Here is a 14,948-nt window from a genome sequence, read left to right on the forward strand (position 1 = left end):
GCGCGCATCATGATGCGCGCAGGTCACGTGTCACCTATGTCTCCGAACACCTGTTACCCATGTCTCCGGTCTGTACACCGCAAGCGGGCGAGGGGAGCAAACCGGCGGCGGCGCGTTTGCCGCCTTTCCTCACCTCAACATCTTCAACAACGCCTGCGCCGCAGCATCAGACGATGCCGGATTCTGCCCCGTCACCAGTCGCCCCGCGACCACGACATGGCTGGCCCAATCCTCGCCACGCGTGAAGCGCCCGCCGTTGGCCTTGAGCATGTCCTCCACCAGGAACGGGACCACCCTGGTCAGCTGCACGGCTTCTTCCTCGCTGTTGGTGAAGCCGGTCACTTCCTTGCCCTTGACCAGCGGTTCCCCGTCCGCGCCCCGGGTATGGCGGAACACCGCCGGTGCGTGGCATACCGCTCCCACCGGCTTGCCGGCGCGGTCGAACTGCTCGATCAGCGCGGCCGAGCGCTTGTCTTCGGCCAGGTCCCACAGCGGGCCGTGCCCGCCCGGGTAGAAGATGGCGTCGAAGTCTTCCGCCTTCACCTGGTCCAGCGTCAGCGTGCTGGCCAGTGCGGCCCTGGCGGCCGGGTCACCCTGGAAGCGCCGGGTGGCGTCGGTCTGGGCGCCGGGATCGTCGCTTTTCGGGTCGATCGGCGGTTGGCCGCCCTTGGGCGAGGCCAGCGTGATGTCGGCGCCGGCGTCCTTGAAGACGTAGTAGGGCGCTGCGAATTCCTCCAGCCAGAAGCCGGTCTTCTTGCCGGTATTGCCCAGCTGGTCGTGCGACGTCAGCACCATCAGGATTTTCATTGTTCCGCTCCATGTCGGTTCACAGGCAGCCGGGCTGAAATGCCGCGGCACTGGCAACATCCTAGGCAGCGGACTATGATTCGAAAACTTCTATTATTCGATCTCTGTTATCCAAAAAATGAATATCGGCAGCAAGGACCTGAACCTGCTGTACGTGTTCCACGTGCTGTACCAGGAGGGCAATGCCTCGCGCGCGGCCGCGCGCATGGCGCTGAGCCAGCCCGCGCTGAGCCACAAGCTCAACCGCCTGCGCGACGAGCTCGGCGATCCGCTGTTCGTGCGTGCGCCGCGCGGCCTGACGCCGACGCCGCGTGCGCACGCGCTGGCGCCGCAGGTGCAGCGGCTGGTCGGGGATCTCGACGCGTTCTATGACGCCTGTGCCGGCCACGACTACCTGGCGCGCAGCGAGCACCTGCACATCTACACCACCGACTACATGGAGCAGCTGCTGCTGCCAGCCCTGCTGCCGCGGCTGCGCAGCCAGGCGCCGGGCGTGGTGCTGGTCACGCACAACACGCGCGGCGAGCTGCCGCGCGAGGAACTTGAGAAGGGCACCTGCGACCTGGCGATCGCGGGTTTCTATGAGAACCTGCCCGATACCTTTCACCAGCAGCGGCTGTGCAGCGAGGACTTCGTGGTGCTGGCCTCGCGCGCCAATCCGCGCATTGCCGACGGCCTGGATCTCGACGCCTTCCTGGCGTGCGAACACCTGCTGACCACGCTGACCGGCGACCTCAACGGCGTGGTCGACCGCGCGCTGGCCCGGAAGGGGCACAAGCGCAGGGTAGTGGCGGGGTTGTCGAGCTTCCTTGCGCCGAGCCGGCTGGTGCGCGGCACGGAACTGCTGCTGACCTGCCTGCGCTCGGTCGCGGAAGAGGCCGTGGCGCGCGACCCTGATCTGGTGCTGTTGCCGGTGCCGTTCGCACTGCCCCACGTCGACATGATGCAGATCTGGCACGCGCGCACCGATGCCGACCGGCTGCGGCGCTGGCTGCGCCAGCAGATCCAGGAGGCGGCCAGCGCCATCAGCGCGGCCGAACCCGCCGCGCGCAAGCCCCGCGTCAGGCGCGGTTGACCACCGGCAGCAGCGCGCCCTGCACCGCGCGCGCCGCATCCGAGGCCAGGAACAGGATCGCATCGGCCAGCGCATCCAGGCTGACCCAGCGCGCGGCATCGGCATCCGGCATGGCCTGGCGGTTCTCGGGCGTATCCAGCACGCTGGGCAGCACCGCGTTGACGCGGATGCCCTGGTCGCGCAGCTCTGCCGACATCGATTCGGTCACGCGCGCCAGCGCGTCCTTCGAGGCGCAATAGGCGCTCATCTGCGCCAGCCCGCGCGCCGCCGAGTTGGCACCCACGTTGACGATGGCGCCGCCGCCGGCGGCCAGCATGTGCGGCACCACCGCGCGCGCCATGTTCAGCACCGTGCCCACGTTCATGTCGAACACGTGGTTCCAGGCCTCGGCGCTGGTTTCATGCACGCTTGGGCCCATGGCGAAGCCGCCGGCCAGGTTGCACACCACGTCGATGCGGCCGCATGCCTGAACCGCTTGCGCGACGGCCTCGCTCAGCTTGGCGGCATCCAGCAGGTCCGCCTGCAGCGTCAGGTGGCCGGTGCCCGCTTCGGGCAGCGGCGCTGCATGGCGGTCCAGCAGCACCACGCGCGCGCCGGCCTGCGCGAAGGCCTGTGCCACGGCGCGGCCCAGGTTGCCGCGTGCGCCGGTGATCAATACGTTCTTGCCGTTGAAGTTCATTTGCGTGCTCCTGCGCCGTGGTGGCGCGCATGGTCGGGGTCAGCATCGCCCGGGGCCGGCTTTTACCATCGTGGGCCGGGGCGAAAAACGCAAGCCAGTCTACGCACCGCTCCCCAACATTTGCTTGCGAAATTGCCTCGGGCTAACCCTTGAACGGCACAGGAAGTTGCGCGCCGCGCCGGCGTCATTGCCGATTGCGGCGTGGCTTGTGCGCTGGCGTGATGTCCGCGGGGGCGGCCGCCGCTTCCGCCGCCGCGGTCTGTTCAAGGAAGGCCACCAGCAGCCGCGCCGCCGGCGACAGCAGTTCCAGGTCGCGGAAGCAGATCGCAAAGCGCCGCCGCGCCCAGTCGTTGCGCAGCGGGATCACGCGCAGGCCGAAGGTGGGCGCGATCGGCGCGGCGATCTCGGCCGGGATGATGGTGATGCCCAGGTTGGCACGCACACAGCGCAACGCGGCGTCGAAGGTCGAGACCACCGCGCGGTAGGCAATGCCGCGCCCGAGGATGGCCGCGTAGCGCGTCAGCATGGTCTGCACCGCGGTCTGGGCGGGCATGCCGATATGGTCGTAGTCCAGCGTGTCCTCGAAGCGGCAGTCCTCGGCCTGCGCCAGCGGATGCGAGGCGTGGACCACCGCCGCCAGGTGGTCGGTGCGGTAGGGCCGGGTCTGGAAGCCCTCCAGGTCGGCCGCGTCCCAGCAGATGCCCAGCGGCGCCGAGCCCTCGCGCAGCGCGCGCACCACGTCGCTGCTCAGGCTTTCCTCGATGGTCACGCGCACGTCGCGGTTGGCCGGCTGCTGCAGGAAGGCGGCAATATCGTCCGGCAGCGATTCCGCCATCGACGACACGGTGGCCAGCAGCCGCACCTGCCCGCGGATGCCGGCGCCATAGTCGGCCATGTCGCGCGCGACGCGGTCCGCCGCCGCCAGCATGGCGCGCGCATGCGCCAGCACCATCTCGCCGGCGGGCGTGGGGATCACGCCGCGGCGGCGGCGTTCCAGCAGGGTTGCGCCAACCGTCTCTTCCAGTTGCGCCAGCCGCTTGCTGATGGCCGATGCCACGATGTGCTCCTGCTCGCCCGCGCGCGCCATGTTGCGGGTTTCGCAGACGGCGACGAACAGGCGCAGGGTGGTGAGGTCGAGGTCTCGCATGGCTGTGAGGGACTGCGGGGTTTCCGGAATGGAATGTTAAGCCCCTTTGCTTGCCCGTAATCATTCATCCGGGAATTCCTGGATGCCGTCGTGCGGCGCCCGGCAGACATTCCGGTTCGGAATGTTATCGTGCGTAAACCACCGCTTCAGCTCTTGAGCAGAAACTCATAGAGTTCTTCCGTCGCCCCCACTGCAGGGCGCAAACCGGAAGCCCCTGAATCATGTCTGTTCCCTTTCCCCGCCACGCCGTTATCCGCGAAGTCGGATTGCGCGATGGCCTGCAGAGCATCCGCACCATCCTGCCCACGGCCAGCAAGGAAGCGTGGATTCGCGGCGCGTACGCGGCCGGCCTGCGTGAGCTGGAAGTCGGCTCGTTCGTGCCCGCGCACCTGCTGCCGCAACTGGCCGATACCGCGCGGCTGGTGGCGTTTGCGCGCACGCTGCCGGGCCTGTTCGTCTCGGTGCTGGTGCCGAACCTGCGCGGCGCGCAGGATGCGCTGGCCAGCGGCGCGGACCTCATGCTCGTGCCGCTGTCGGCCAGCCATGCGCACAGCCTGGCCAACCTGCGCAAGACGCCGGACGAGGTGGTGGCGGAAGTCGCCCGCATCCGGGCCGCGCGCGATGCCAGCGGCGCGAAGACGCTGATCGAAGGCGGTGTCGGTACCGCGTTCGGCTGCACGCTGCAGGGCCATGTCGATCCCGATGAAGTGCTGCGCCTGATGCAGGCGCTGCTCGATGCCGGCGCCGACCGCGTCAGCCTGGCCGACACCGTCGGCTATGCCGACCCGCGCATGGTGCGCGAGCTGTTTGCGCGCGCCGTCGAGATCGCCGGCGAGCGCTTCTGGTGCGGCCATTTCCACGATACCCGCGGGCTTGGCCTGGCCAACGTCCACGCGGCGCTGGAAACCGGCGTGAGCCGCTTTGACGCCTGCCTGGCCGGCATCGGCGGCTGCCCGCACGCGCCTGGCGCCAGCGGCAATGTCACGAGCGAGGACCTGGCTTACATGCTCGGCAGCATGGGCTTCGACACCGGCATCGATATCGGCCGCCTGCTGGCGCTGCGTGAAGACGTGGCCGGCTGGCTCAAGGACGAAACCCTGCACGGCACGCTGTGGCGCGCCGGCCTGCCCAAGACCTTCCCGGCCCAGCACGCTGGCGCCACTGCCTGAGACGCAAGATGACCCAAGACAACAGCAACTCCCTGCCGCTGGCCGGCATCCGCGTGGTCGAATTCACGCATATGGTGATGGGCCCCACCTGCGGCATGATCCTGGCCGACCTGGGCGCCGAAGTGATCAAGGTGGAGCCGCCCGGCGGCGACAAGACGCGCAACCTGCCGGGCCTGGGCATCGGCTTCTTCCGCGCCTTCAACCGCAACAAGAAGAGCGTGGTGCTGGACATCACCACCGAGGAAGGGCGCGCCGCCGCCGCCGAGCTGGCGGGCCAGAGCGACGTGCTGCTGGAGAACTTCCGGCCCGGCCTGATGCAGAAGCTGGGGCTGGACTACGCCACGCTGTCACGCGACTACCCGCACCTGATCTATGTCTCGCACAAGGGCTTCCTGCCCGGCCCGTACGAGAACCGGCTGGCGCTGGACGAGGTGGTGCAGATGATGGGCGGCCTGTCCTACATGACCGGCCCCAGCGGGCGGCCGCTGCGCGCGGGCACCTCGGTCAACGACATCATGGGCGGCATGTTCGGCGCCATCGGCGTGCTGGCCGCGCTGCGCGAGCGCGACCGCACCGGGCGCGGCCAGGAGATCCAGAGCGCGCTGTTCGAGAACTGCGTGTTCCTGGCTTCGCAGCATATGCAGCAGTTCGCGATGACCGGCGAGGCGCCGCCGCCGATGCCGTCGCGCGTATCGGCATGGAGCGTGTATGACGTCTTCACGCTGGCCGGAGACGAGCAGCTGTTCATCGGCGCGGTCAGCGACAAGCAGTTCGTGACGTTGTGCCAGGTGCTGGAGCATCCGGAGCTTCTCGACAAGCCCGAGTACGCCAGCAATGCCTCGCGCGTGGCGGTGCGTCCGCAACTGCTCGATGAGCTGGGCGCGATCCTGCGCCACCACCGCAGCGCAGAACTGGCGCCCAGACTCGAAGCCGCCGGCATCCCCTATGCGCCGATCGTGCGCCCGGACCAGTTGCTTGACGATCCGCACCTGCTCGCCAGCGGCGGGCTGGTGCCGATGCAGGCCGACGACGGCTCGACCACGCCCACGGTGCTGCTGCCGCTGCTGATGGGCGGGCGCCGCCCGGGCGTGCGCCGGCCGCTGCCCAGGGCCGGCGAGCACAACGAAGAGATCCTGTCGCAGCTCGGCCAGGGCCGCGCCGGCTGACCGGTACCACGACGGGCATGCCGCGCCACAGCGGCAGCCCGCAAAGATCCTACGATAACGATACGGAGACAACCCCATGCACCCCCGTCGCATCCTTTTCAAGTCAGGGCTGGCGCTGGCCGCCACCATGGCCGCCGCGCTGGCCGCGCCCGGCATCGGCGCGCTCGCGCAGGGCAGCACCGGCAAGCCGGTGCGCCTGATCCTGCCGATCAGCGCCGGTTCCGGCGTGGACACCATCGCGCGCGCGGCCGGCCCGGCCCTGGGCAAGGCCTTTGGCCAGCCGGTGGTGATCGAGAACCTGCCCGGCGCCGGCGGCATCACCGGTGCCGCGGCCGTGGTCAAGGCGCAGCCGGACGGCAGCACGCTCGGGCTGGTCTCCAACAACCATGTCATCAACCCGAGCGTGTTCCGCACCATGCCGTTCGATGCCATCAAGGACATCACCCCGATCAGCGTGATCGGCACCACGCCGCTGGTGCTTGTCGTGAACCCGAAGGTGCCGGCAAAGAACGTGAAGGAACTGGTGGCGCTGCTCAAGGCCAGGCCCGACGGCTACAACTACGGGTCGTCCGGCAATGGCACCATCATCCACCTGGCCGGGGAGATGTTCCTGGACGAGGCCGGCGTGAGTGCGCGCCATGTGCCTTACAAGGGCACCGGGCCGATGATGAACGACCTGATCGCCGGACAGGTGGAACTGGGCGTAGTCGCGCTCAACGCGGTGGCGCCGCACCTGAAGGCCGGCACACTGCGGGCGATCGGCGTGTGCGGCGACAAGCGCTCAGCCGCAGCGCCGGACATCCCCACCATCGCCGAACAAGGCTTGCCCCACTACAACGTCGCCGGCTGGTTTGCCGTGGTTGGCCCCGCCGGCATGCCGCCGGCAGAGGTGAAGCGCGTGCATGACGCATTCGCCAGGGCCTTCACCTCGCCTGAAGTGCTGGAAGCGATGAAGAAGCAAGCCACCGTGATCGAGCCCGGCACACCCGAAGCCGCCGCAAGCTTCTTCCGCAGCGAGGCCACACGCTACGCCGCGCTGGTGAAGAAAGCCAACGTCAAGATCGAATAGCGCCCCACTTCGCTGCGGCACCACACCTGATCCATCCTCACGCTCTCGTTCATGACACTCTACAAACTTGGCGACCTCGCGCCCGCCATCGCCGGTACCGCGTTTGTCGCGGCGCAAGCCACCATCATCGGCCGCGCGGAACTGGCCGAACACGTCTCGGTCTGGCCCGGCGCGGTGATTCGCGCCGACAACGAGCCGGTGACAATCGGCGCCGGCAGCAACGTGCAGGAAGGCGCGGTGCTGCATACCGACCCGGGCTGTCCGCTGGCGCTCGGGGCCGGCGTGACCGTGGGGCACCAGGCCATGCTGCATGGCTGCACCGTGGGCGATGGCGCGTTGGTCGGCATCCAGGCCGTGGTCCTGAACAACGCGTCGATCGGCGCCGAGTCGCTGGTGGCCGCCGGCGCGCTGGTGACCGAGGGCAAGCAGTTCCCGCCGCGCTCGCTGATCCTGGGTTCGCCCGCCAAGGCTGTGCGCGAGCTGACGGATGAGGAAGTGAAGCACCTGCGCGTGAATGCCGAGGACTACGTCCGGCGTGCCGCGTATTACCGGACGGCGCTGGAAAAGATCGGCTAAGTGACTGGGCACGGTGTGGCCTGCAGGATGCGCGCCAAGCGCCTAGAATGCCTGCAGCCACCGTGGCGATGCCCCCAGGAGGACGACCATGTCCGACAAGCCTGTCAAGATTCCCGGCCCCGACCATCCGATCACCATCACGCCGACCGCCGGCAGGGTCGTGGTCAAGGTGGCGGGCGTCACCATTGCCGACAGCGACGCTGCGCTGACCCTGCAAGAGGCGGCCTACCCGCCGGTGCAGTACATCCCGCGCGCGCATGTCGACATGGCGCAGCTGGAGCGTACCGCGCACGCTACATACTGCCCGTACAAGGGCGACTGCAGCTACTTCTCCGTTCCCGCAGGCGGCGAGCGTTCGCGCAATGCGGTGTGGAGCTATGAAGCGCCTTACGCCGCGGTCGCCGCCATGGGCTCGTACCTGGCCTTCTATCCGGAGCGCGTCGGCAGCATCGAGATCCTCGGCAACTGAAGGATCGCGCGCCGCGCGGCATGGCGGCACCAGGAACGGAACTGCGCGGTTGCTTGCATCGACGGCAAGCACCATAGCCGCGGACAGCCTACGGGCCGAGCGCCGCATCGACCATCGCCACGGCCAGCCCGAGCAGCAGTGCGATGGCCGACGCGATAAACCATCGTACCGTCCTGCGGTACTCGTCCACCGCATCGTCCTCGATGCGCAGCGCGCGGAACAGCGCGACGATCTGCAGCGACACGGCGGCCAGCAGCGATACCGCCGCGAACAGCGCGCGCAGGTTCCAGTGGCCAGGGCTTTCGAAGCCCCAGAAGCGCCAGAACGCCAGCGAAAAGCCCAGCAGCACCGTGATCGCGGTGATGATGCCTTGCCGATAGCCGTTGGGCACCATCTGCGGCGCTGGCCCGGGTGAAGCCGCTGGATCGGGAGCATTCATGGGCGTCTCCGGTGGTGGCGTTGCGTCCGCCGCAGCCTGGCCAGGCGGGCCGCGGATTCAGCCGTCGCGGGCCGGCAATTGCACCACGGCCAGCGTGGCATCGGCTGGCCCGACGACCTTGCTCAGATGCCCTTTGCCCGTGGTGTCTTCCAGCAGCAGCGCACTGCCTGCCGACAGCGGCCGGCGTTCGCCGTCGCTGGCTTCGAACTCCATCGCACCGGCCAGAACGAAGATCCACATGCGCAGCGGCGACGGGTGCAGTGCGCCCACCCAGCCGGCCGGCACCAGCAGGAAGCCCTGGCGCGCGGCTTCGTCCAGCGGCGACACCCAGAAGGCGCGCGCCGGTGGCGCGAACAGGCGCTCGGTGATGGCAACGGAAAGCGGGGCAAAGTGGGATTCGCCGGCGGCATCCGCGTAAAGCCGCTCAAAGGCCAGCGGCGCACGCGCGGTTGTGACGGGTTCGGCAGTGGCAGCCATGGCGCACCTCCCAGCGGCGCATTGCGCGCGTTGTTATGCAGCCAGTCTAGGCTGCCGGGCGCGGAGTGCAATGCCTGCCTGGGCGTGCGAGGGCAGGGCGTCAACCCTTGCTGAAGATGCTGTAGAAGTCCGGCGCGCCGCTGTCGGGCACGCTCAGGTCGAGCGAGCCTTCGATGTGTTCCAGGTGTTGCGCCATCATCGCGCTGGCGCGCGCGGCGTCGCGCTGCTCGATGGCGTCGATCAGCTGGCGGTGCTCATGCTCGGCGCAGGCCGGCGCGCCGGGGCGGTCGTACAGCGTGATGATCAGGCAGGTCAGCGACACCATTTCGCGGATCAGCTTTTCGAGGATGGCATTGCCGGCCATCTCCGCGAGCAGGATATGGAATTCCCCTGACAGGCGGATCATCGCCGCGCGGTCGCCGCGGCCGCGCGCGTTGTCTTCTTCCATGGCATGGCGGCGCAGGCTGCGGACTTTGGCCGGCGTGGCACGCTGGGCCAGTTCGGCCGCCAGCGCGGGCTCGACCACGCGGCGCGCCTGGAACACCTCGCGCGCCTCGTCCACCGTGGGGCTGGAAACAAAGGCGCCGCGGTTGGGCACCAGCGTGACCAGCTTCTCATGCGCCAGGCGCGCGAAGACCTGGCGGATGCGGGCCCGGCTGGCGCCGGTCACTTCGCACAGCCGTTCCTCGACCAGCTTGGTGCCGGCCAGCAGGCGGTGCTCCATGATCGCGGTCAGCAGGCTGAGGTAGATCGCCTCGGTGGCGGAAGCCTCGCTGGCGGCGGCCTCCGGGCCGGCACTTTCCTCCGGCGCGGCATTGGCGGCGGCCTTGGGTGCCGTTTTCAGGGTTGCCTTGGACGCGGGCCGGCGCGGCGTTTTTGCTGCCGCGCCGGGCGCCGCCTTCTTCGATGTGGTTGCCATATCAGGGGACGGACATTCAGCCTGTCGCCGGAACTGGCGACGAAAGACGGCTATATCGTACACAAATATGGCGACATGGACGGCATTTGTCAGGCCGGAGCAACTTCCTCGCGCATCGTGCCCACGGCTGCGGCACCGCCCGCGGCTTGGAACGGGTGCACCTGCGCCCAGTGGCGGGCGATGTCGACACGGCGGCAGATCCACACCTTGTCGTGTCCCTGCACATAGTCGAGGAAGCGCTGCAGCGCGCGGAAGCGGCCCGGGCGGCCGAGCAGGCGGCAGTGCATGCCGATCGACAGCATCTTGGGGCTGTCCTGGCCGCTCGGGTCGCCTTCCTCGTACAGCACGTCGAACGCATCCTTCAGGTACTGGAAGAACTGTTCGCCGGTATTGAAGCCCTGCGGCGTGGCAAAGCGCATGTCGTTGGAGTCGAGCGTGTACGGCACCACCAGGTGTGGCTTCTTCTCGCCGCCAGTGACTTCGACCTCGGTCCAGAAGGGCAGGTCGTCGCCGTAGTAGTCCGAGTCGTACAGGAGGCCGCCGTGCTCCACCACCAGGCGGCGCGTGTTGGGGCTGTCGCGGCCGGTGTACCAGCCCAGCGGCAGCTCGCCGGTCAGGTCCTTGATGATCTGCATGCCGATGCGCATGTGCTCGCGCTCGGTGGCTTCGTCGATGCCCTGGTAGTGGATCCAGCGCCAGCCGTGGCAGGCGATCTCATGGCCCAGTTCGACCAAGGCGCGGGTCAGTTCAGGATGGCGCTGCAGCGCCATCGATACGCCGAAGACGGTCAGCGGCAGGCCGCGCTTCTCGAACTCGCGCAGCAGGCGCCAGACGCCGGCGCGCGAGCCGTATTCATAGATGCCCTCCATGCTCATGTGGCGGTCGGGGTAGGCCGCGGCGCCGACGATCTCGGAGAGGAACTGCTCGGAGGCAGCATCGCCGTGCAGCACGCAGTTTTCGCCGCCTTCTTCGTAGTTGAGGACGAACTGCAGCGCAACGCGCGCGCCGCCCGGCCAGCGGGCGTGCGGCGGCCGGGCGCCGTAACCGATGAGATCGCGTGGATAGCGGGACTGGAGCATGGTGGTGGAGTCGGAAATGGGTCGGGAAGTCATACGGTTCAGTTCAGCGCATAAGGGGCCAGCATGCCCGCATACGCCTTGGGCAGCGGCCGCGCCCAGTCGCCGCGCTTGCTGGTGCCCAGGCGCACCGAGACCAGCGCCTCGGCCATCTTGACCGCGCACACCACGCCGTCGATCACCGGCGCGCCGATGGCGTCTGCGATCTCGTCGCACAGGTCGGTCATGCCGGCGCAGCCCAGCACGATGCATTCGCTGCGGTCTTCAACCAGCGCCTGGCGGCAGGCCTCGGTGATGATGCGGCGCGCGTCCGAGCCCGGGCGCTCCAGTTCCAGCACCGGCAGGTCGCAGGCGCGCACGTTGTTGCAGAAGCGTTTCATGCCGTAGCGCTCGGCCAGGTGCCAGGCGATATTGCAGGTGCGCGCCAGCGTGGTCACCACGCTGAAGCTGCTGCCGACCACGCTGGCCATATGCATGGCGGCCTCGGCGATGCCGATCACCGGTCCGCGCGCCACCTCGCGGGCGGCGTACAGGCCGGGGTCACCGAAGCAGGCAATGACGTAACCGTCCACGCCTTCCTGTTCGCCGGCCAGGATTTCATCGAGGATGCCGGGCACGGACAGGGCTTCGTCATAGTGGCTTTCGATGGAAGCCGGTCCCATGCGCGGGCTGACCGCGCTGATGCGCGTGCCCGGTGCCGCCACGGCGACGGCGCACTGCCCGATCTTGTCGGTCATGCTCTGGGTGGTATTGGGGTTGATGATCTTCAGCTTCATGGGCGCGGCTCTGCTAAGTGCGGTCGAAATCGTGCAGTCGAAAGAATGGTTCCGGAGATCAGGCCTGGCTGGCGGCGCGGCTGCCGAAGTGGCCGGGCATCATGCGCGGCGCCAGTTGCCGGTACAGCACCAGCGCAATGCCCATGCCGATAAACCAGCTGTAGTTGGCCGCGGACTGCCAGGCCGGCACTACCACGCACAGGATCGGGATGATGGCCGCCGGGATCATGGTGGCCACCGCCGCCGGATTGAAGCCGTTGCGGTACCAGTAGCGGCCGCGCGGGTTCAGCGTGTACAGGTCGTCGACGTCGACATGCTGGCGGCGCACCAGGTAGTAGTCGGCAATCAGGATGCCGAACAGCGGGCCGATGAAGGCGCCCAGCACGTCCAGCGTGTAGTGGATCACCGCCGGGTTGTTGTACAGGTTCCACGGCGTGATGAAGATCGACGCCACGGCCGCGATCATGCCGCCGGTGCGCCAGCTGATGTGCTTGGGCGAGACGTTGGAGAAGTCGAATGCCGGCGAAACAAAGTTGGCGACGATATTGATGCCGATGGTGGCGGTCATGAAGGTGAACGCGCCCAGCAGCATGGCGAAGGTGCTGTCGATATGGCTGACGGTCTCCACCGGGTCGGTGATCAGCTTGCCGAACACCGGCAGCGTGGCCGAGGTCGTGACCACGGTCAGCAGCGAGAAGCCCAGGAAGTTGACCGGCAGGCCCCAGAAGTTGCCGCGCTTGACCGACTTGAAGTCCTTGGCATAGCGCGAGAAGTCGCCGAAGTTCAGCATCGGGCCGGAGAAATACGACACCACCAGCGCGATCGCGCTCAGCATCACCGGCACCGATTCCCAGCCGGTGTACTTGACGAAGCTCAGCGTGAAATTGACGTTCTCCCAGCCGGCCTTGTTCACCAGCCAGATCGCCAGCGCGATCATCACCACGTACACCGCCGGGCCGGCCCAGTCGATGAACTTGCGGATGGTCTCCATGCCGGTCCAGAACACCAGCGCCTGCAACACCCACAGCACCATGAATGCGGCCCAGCCCAGCGTGGAGAGTCCGGCAAAGCCGTGCAGCTTCACGTCGGCATAGGGCGCCAGCGCGGGGAAGAAGTGCAGCGCCAGCACCAGGAAGGCGCTGGAAGCCAGGTAGGTCTGGATGCCGTACCACGCCACTGCGATCAGCCCGCGGATCACCGCCGGGATGTTGGCGCCGAGCACGCCGAACGAGGCCCGGCAGATCACCGGATAGGGTGTGCCGGTCACCTGGCTGGGCTTGGCCACCAGGTTGCAGAAGAACTGCACGATCAGGATGCCGACCAGCAGCGACACCAGCACCTGCCAGCTGGTCAGCCCCAGCGCGAACAGGCTGCCGGCAGTGATGTAGCCGCCCACGCTGTGCACGTCCGACATCCAGAAGGCAAAGATGTTGTAGGTGCCCCAGGTCTGCTTGCGCAGCGGCGCCAGGTCCTCGTTGGTCAGGCGTTCGTCATAGCCCGGCTTGATCAGGGCGTTGCCGTGTGCGGCATGCCCCGCCTGCACCTGCGGTGCGTCGGCGGGGGTTGCGGTCGTTTGCATCATCTGAGTCTCCTGGCAGATGTGTGTCTTGACGATAGGCGACATGCGGCCGTTTGGCTCTTTGGTGTGCGCCGGTGGAAAGCTGCTTTTTATTGACTACAAAATTGTCTACAAAATTGATTTGGTGTGTAGACGATGTTGTAGATCACGGTTTCGTGATTGTCAACATTCGCTTTCCCTGAAGTCTTTTCGTCCACTCCGGGATGTCCTCAGGGGTTTACCCCCGGCTTGATTCGTGCAGATCCTAAATATAGGATGTCCAACATCCCATCTGTAGATGCCTGGCAAAGAGACAAAATTGGAGATAACTATGGGGCATGGTCCGCTTTCCCGATTCACCGTACTCGACCTCACGCGCGTGCGCTCCGGTCCGGCCGCCGTGCGCCAGTTCGCCGACTGGGGGGCGACCGTCATCAAGATCGAAGAGCCGGGCCAGGCGCCCGATGACAAGCCGGGCGGTTCGGCGCAGTTTGCCGACTACCAGAACACCCATCGCAACAAGCAGAGCATTACGCTCAACCTCAAGCATCCGGAGGGGCGCGCGCTGTTCCTGGAGCTGGTGCGCAAGGCCGATGTGGTGGTGGAGAACTACCGGCCCAACGTGAAGTTCAAGCTGGGCATCGACTATGAGTCGCTGCGCAAGGTCAATCCGCGCATCGTCTATGGCAGCGTATCGGGGTTCGGGCAGGATGGTCCGTACCACGAGCGCCCGGGCCTGGACCAGATCGCGCAAGGGATCTCCGGCATGATGTCGGTCACGGGCGAACCCGGGCGCGGACCGATGCGCGCGGGGATTCCCGTTGCGGACCTGACCGCCGGCCTGTTCTGCGCGATCGGCCTGATGGTGGCGCTGCTGGAACGCGAAGTGTCCGGCCAGGGCCAGTGGGTGCAGACCTCCCTGCTGCAATCGCAGCTGTGGATGATGGACTTCCAGGCCATGCGCTGGCTGATGAATGGCGAGGTGCCGGGCCAGAGCGGCAACGATCATCCCACCAGCAGCCCGACCGGCGTGTTCCCGACGCAGGATGGCTACATGAATATCGCCGCCATGGGCAACGACATCTTCGCGCGGCTGTGCAAGGTGCTCGACGTGCCTGAACTCATCGCGGACGAGCGCTTCCTGACGGTGCCGTTGCGTGCCCGCAATCGCCCGGCGCTGAACGCCGCGATCGCCGAGCGCACGCGCACGCGCACCACCGAGGAATGGATCGGCCGCATGAATCGCGAAGGGGTGCCGTGCGGCCCCATCCTCAGCATGAACGAGGCCTTCGCCGATCCGCAGGTCGAACATCTGCGCATGAGCCAGCCCATCGAGCACCCCAGGCTGGGCACGATCTCCGTGGTCGGCCAGCCGGTGATCCTGAGCCGGACCTCGCTGGGCGAACTGGCGCCGGCACCGGAGAGCGGTGAGCACAACCACGACGTGTACCGTTCGCTGCTCGGCCTGGATTCCGCGCGGATCGAAGCGCTTGCAGCGCAGGGGGTCATCTGATTGAGCGCTACCATATCCGCCATGATTGCCCCG

Annotated in this window: 16 protein-coding genes; 7 read left to right on the top strand and 9 right to left on the bottom strand. The window is 67.5% G+C overall.

Annotation, left to right across the window (positions count from 1 at the left end):
• Positions 1–129: 129 nt before the first annotated feature.
• Positions 130–807, bottom strand: coding sequence for a type 1 glutamine amidotransferase domain-containing protein (locus AC3WVS_RS08430; protein ID WP_492318220.1), 678 nt, complete (start codon positions 805–807; stop codon positions 130–132).
• A 118-nt stretch (positions 808–925) separates the two neighbouring features.
• Between AC3WVS_RS08430 and AC3WVS_RS08435 the strand changes: the two genes are divergently transcribed.
• Positions 926–1,882 carry a LysR family transcriptional regulator gene (locus tag AC3WVS_RS08435; protein ID WP_492318221.1) on the top strand — a complete coding sequence of 319 codons (957 nt, stop codon included), beginning with the start codon at positions 926–928 and terminating at the stop codon, positions 1,880–1,882.
• On the opposite strand, the gene AC3WVS_RS08440 is transcribed toward AC3WVS_RS08435, so the two are convergent.
• Positions 1,869–2,561 carry an SDR family NAD(P)-dependent oxidoreductase gene (locus AC3WVS_RS08440; protein ID WP_492318222.1) on the bottom strand — a complete coding sequence of 231 codons (693 nt, stop codon included), beginning with the start codon at positions 2,559–2,561 and terminating at the stop codon, positions 1,869–1,871. The genes AC3WVS_RS08435 and AC3WVS_RS08440 overlap by 14 nt on opposite strands.
• Before the next feature lie 184 nt (positions 2,562–2,745).
• Positions 2,746–3,708, bottom strand: a complete 963-nt coding sequence (locus tag AC3WVS_RS08445) for a LysR family transcriptional regulator (RefSeq protein WP_492318223.1) — start codon at positions 3,706–3,708, stop codon at positions 2,746–2,748.
• Between the two features lie 221 nt (positions 3,709–3,929).
• Here AC3WVS_RS08445 and AC3WVS_RS08450 point away from each other — a divergent pair, with 221 nt between their 5' ends.
• The 5 genes from AC3WVS_RS08450 to AC3WVS_RS08470 all read left to right on the top strand — a co-directional run bounded on the left by AC3WVS_RS08450 (position 3,930) and on the right by AC3WVS_RS08470 (position 8,157).
• A complete protein-coding gene (locus AC3WVS_RS08450) occupies positions 3,930–4,877 on the top strand; it encodes a hydroxymethylglutaryl-CoA lyase (protein ID WP_492318224.1) in 948 nt (315 codons plus the stop codon).
• A gap of 8 nt (positions 4,878–4,885) precedes the next feature.
• The gene (locus AC3WVS_RS08455; protein ID WP_492318225.1) at positions 4,886–6,043 is read left to right on the top strand and encodes a CaiB/BaiF CoA transferase family protein; all 1,158 of its coding nucleotides are present in this window, start codon (positions 4,886–4,888) and stop codon (positions 6,041–6,043) included.
• Between the two features lie 76 nt (positions 6,044–6,119).
• Positions 6,120–7,112, top strand: a complete 993-nt coding sequence (locus AC3WVS_RS08460) for a tripartite tricarboxylate transporter substrate binding protein (protein ID WP_492318226.1) — start codon at positions 6,120–6,122, stop codon at positions 7,110–7,112.
• 51 nt (positions 7,113–7,163) lie between these two features.
• The gene (locus tag AC3WVS_RS08465) at positions 7,164–7,688 is read left to right on the top strand and encodes a gamma carbonic anhydrase family protein (protein WP_492318227.1); all 525 of its coding nucleotides are present in this window, start codon (positions 7,164–7,166) and stop codon (positions 7,686–7,688) included.
• Positions 7,689–7,776: 88 nt separating this feature from the next.
• Positions 7,777–8,157: a DUF427 domain-containing protein gene (locus AC3WVS_RS08470; RefSeq protein ID WP_492318228.1), complete on the top strand. Its 381-nt coding sequence runs from the start codon at positions 7,777–7,779 to the stop codon at positions 8,155–8,157.
• Positions 8,158–8,245: 88 nt separating this feature from the next.
• Here the strand turns inward: AC3WVS_RS08470 and AC3WVS_RS08475 are convergent, their stop codons facing one another.
• The 6 genes from AC3WVS_RS08475 to AC3WVS_RS08500 all read right to left on the bottom strand — a co-directional run bounded on the left by AC3WVS_RS08475 (position 8,246) and on the right by AC3WVS_RS08500 (position 13,426).
• Positions 8,246–8,596 carry a hypothetical protein gene (locus AC3WVS_RS08475; protein ID WP_492318229.1) on the bottom strand — a complete coding sequence of 117 codons (351 nt, stop codon included), beginning with the start codon at positions 8,594–8,596 and terminating at the stop codon, positions 8,246–8,248.
• Between the two features lie 57 nt (positions 8,597–8,653).
• Positions 8,654–9,073, bottom strand: coding sequence for a cupin domain-containing protein (locus tag AC3WVS_RS08480; protein ID WP_492318230.1), 420 nt, complete (start codon positions 9,071–9,073; stop codon positions 8,654–8,656).
• A 100-nt stretch (positions 9,074–9,173) separates the two neighbouring features.
• Positions 9,174–9,992 (bottom strand): GntR family transcriptional regulator, encoded by an 819-nt coding sequence (locus AC3WVS_RS08485; RefSeq protein WP_492318231.1) that lies wholly within the window; start codon positions 9,990–9,992, stop codon positions 9,174–9,176.
• 89 nt (positions 9,993–10,081) lie between these two features.
• A complete protein-coding gene (puuE, locus tag AC3WVS_RS08490; protein ID WP_492318452.1) occupies positions 10,082–11,071 on the bottom strand; it encodes an allantoinase PuuE in 990 nt (329 codons plus the stop codon).
• Between the two features lie 38 nt (positions 11,072–11,109).
• Positions 11,110–11,844 carry an aspartate/glutamate racemase family protein gene (locus AC3WVS_RS08495; protein ID WP_010810757.1) on the bottom strand — a complete coding sequence of 245 codons (735 nt, stop codon included), beginning with the start codon at positions 11,842–11,844 and terminating at the stop codon, positions 11,110–11,112.
• 58 nt (positions 11,845–11,902) lie between these two features.
• Entirely contained in the window at positions 11,903–13,426 is a 1,524-nt protein-coding gene (locus AC3WVS_RS08500) for an NCS1 family nucleobase:cation symporter-1 (protein WP_492318232.1), read from the bottom strand.
• Positions 13,427–13,733: 307 nt separating this feature from the next.
• On the opposite strand from AC3WVS_RS08500, the gene AC3WVS_RS08505 reads away from it, so the two are divergent.
• Complete coding sequence (locus AC3WVS_RS08505; RefSeq protein WP_492318233.1) at positions 13,734–14,915, top strand: CaiB/BaiF CoA transferase family protein; 1,182 nt, start codon at positions 13,734–13,736, stop codon at positions 14,913–14,915.
• Positions 14,916–14,948: the final 33 nt, after the last annotated feature.

Source organism: Cupriavidus sp. CPT47-8839-RL05A, assembly GCF_058792255.1.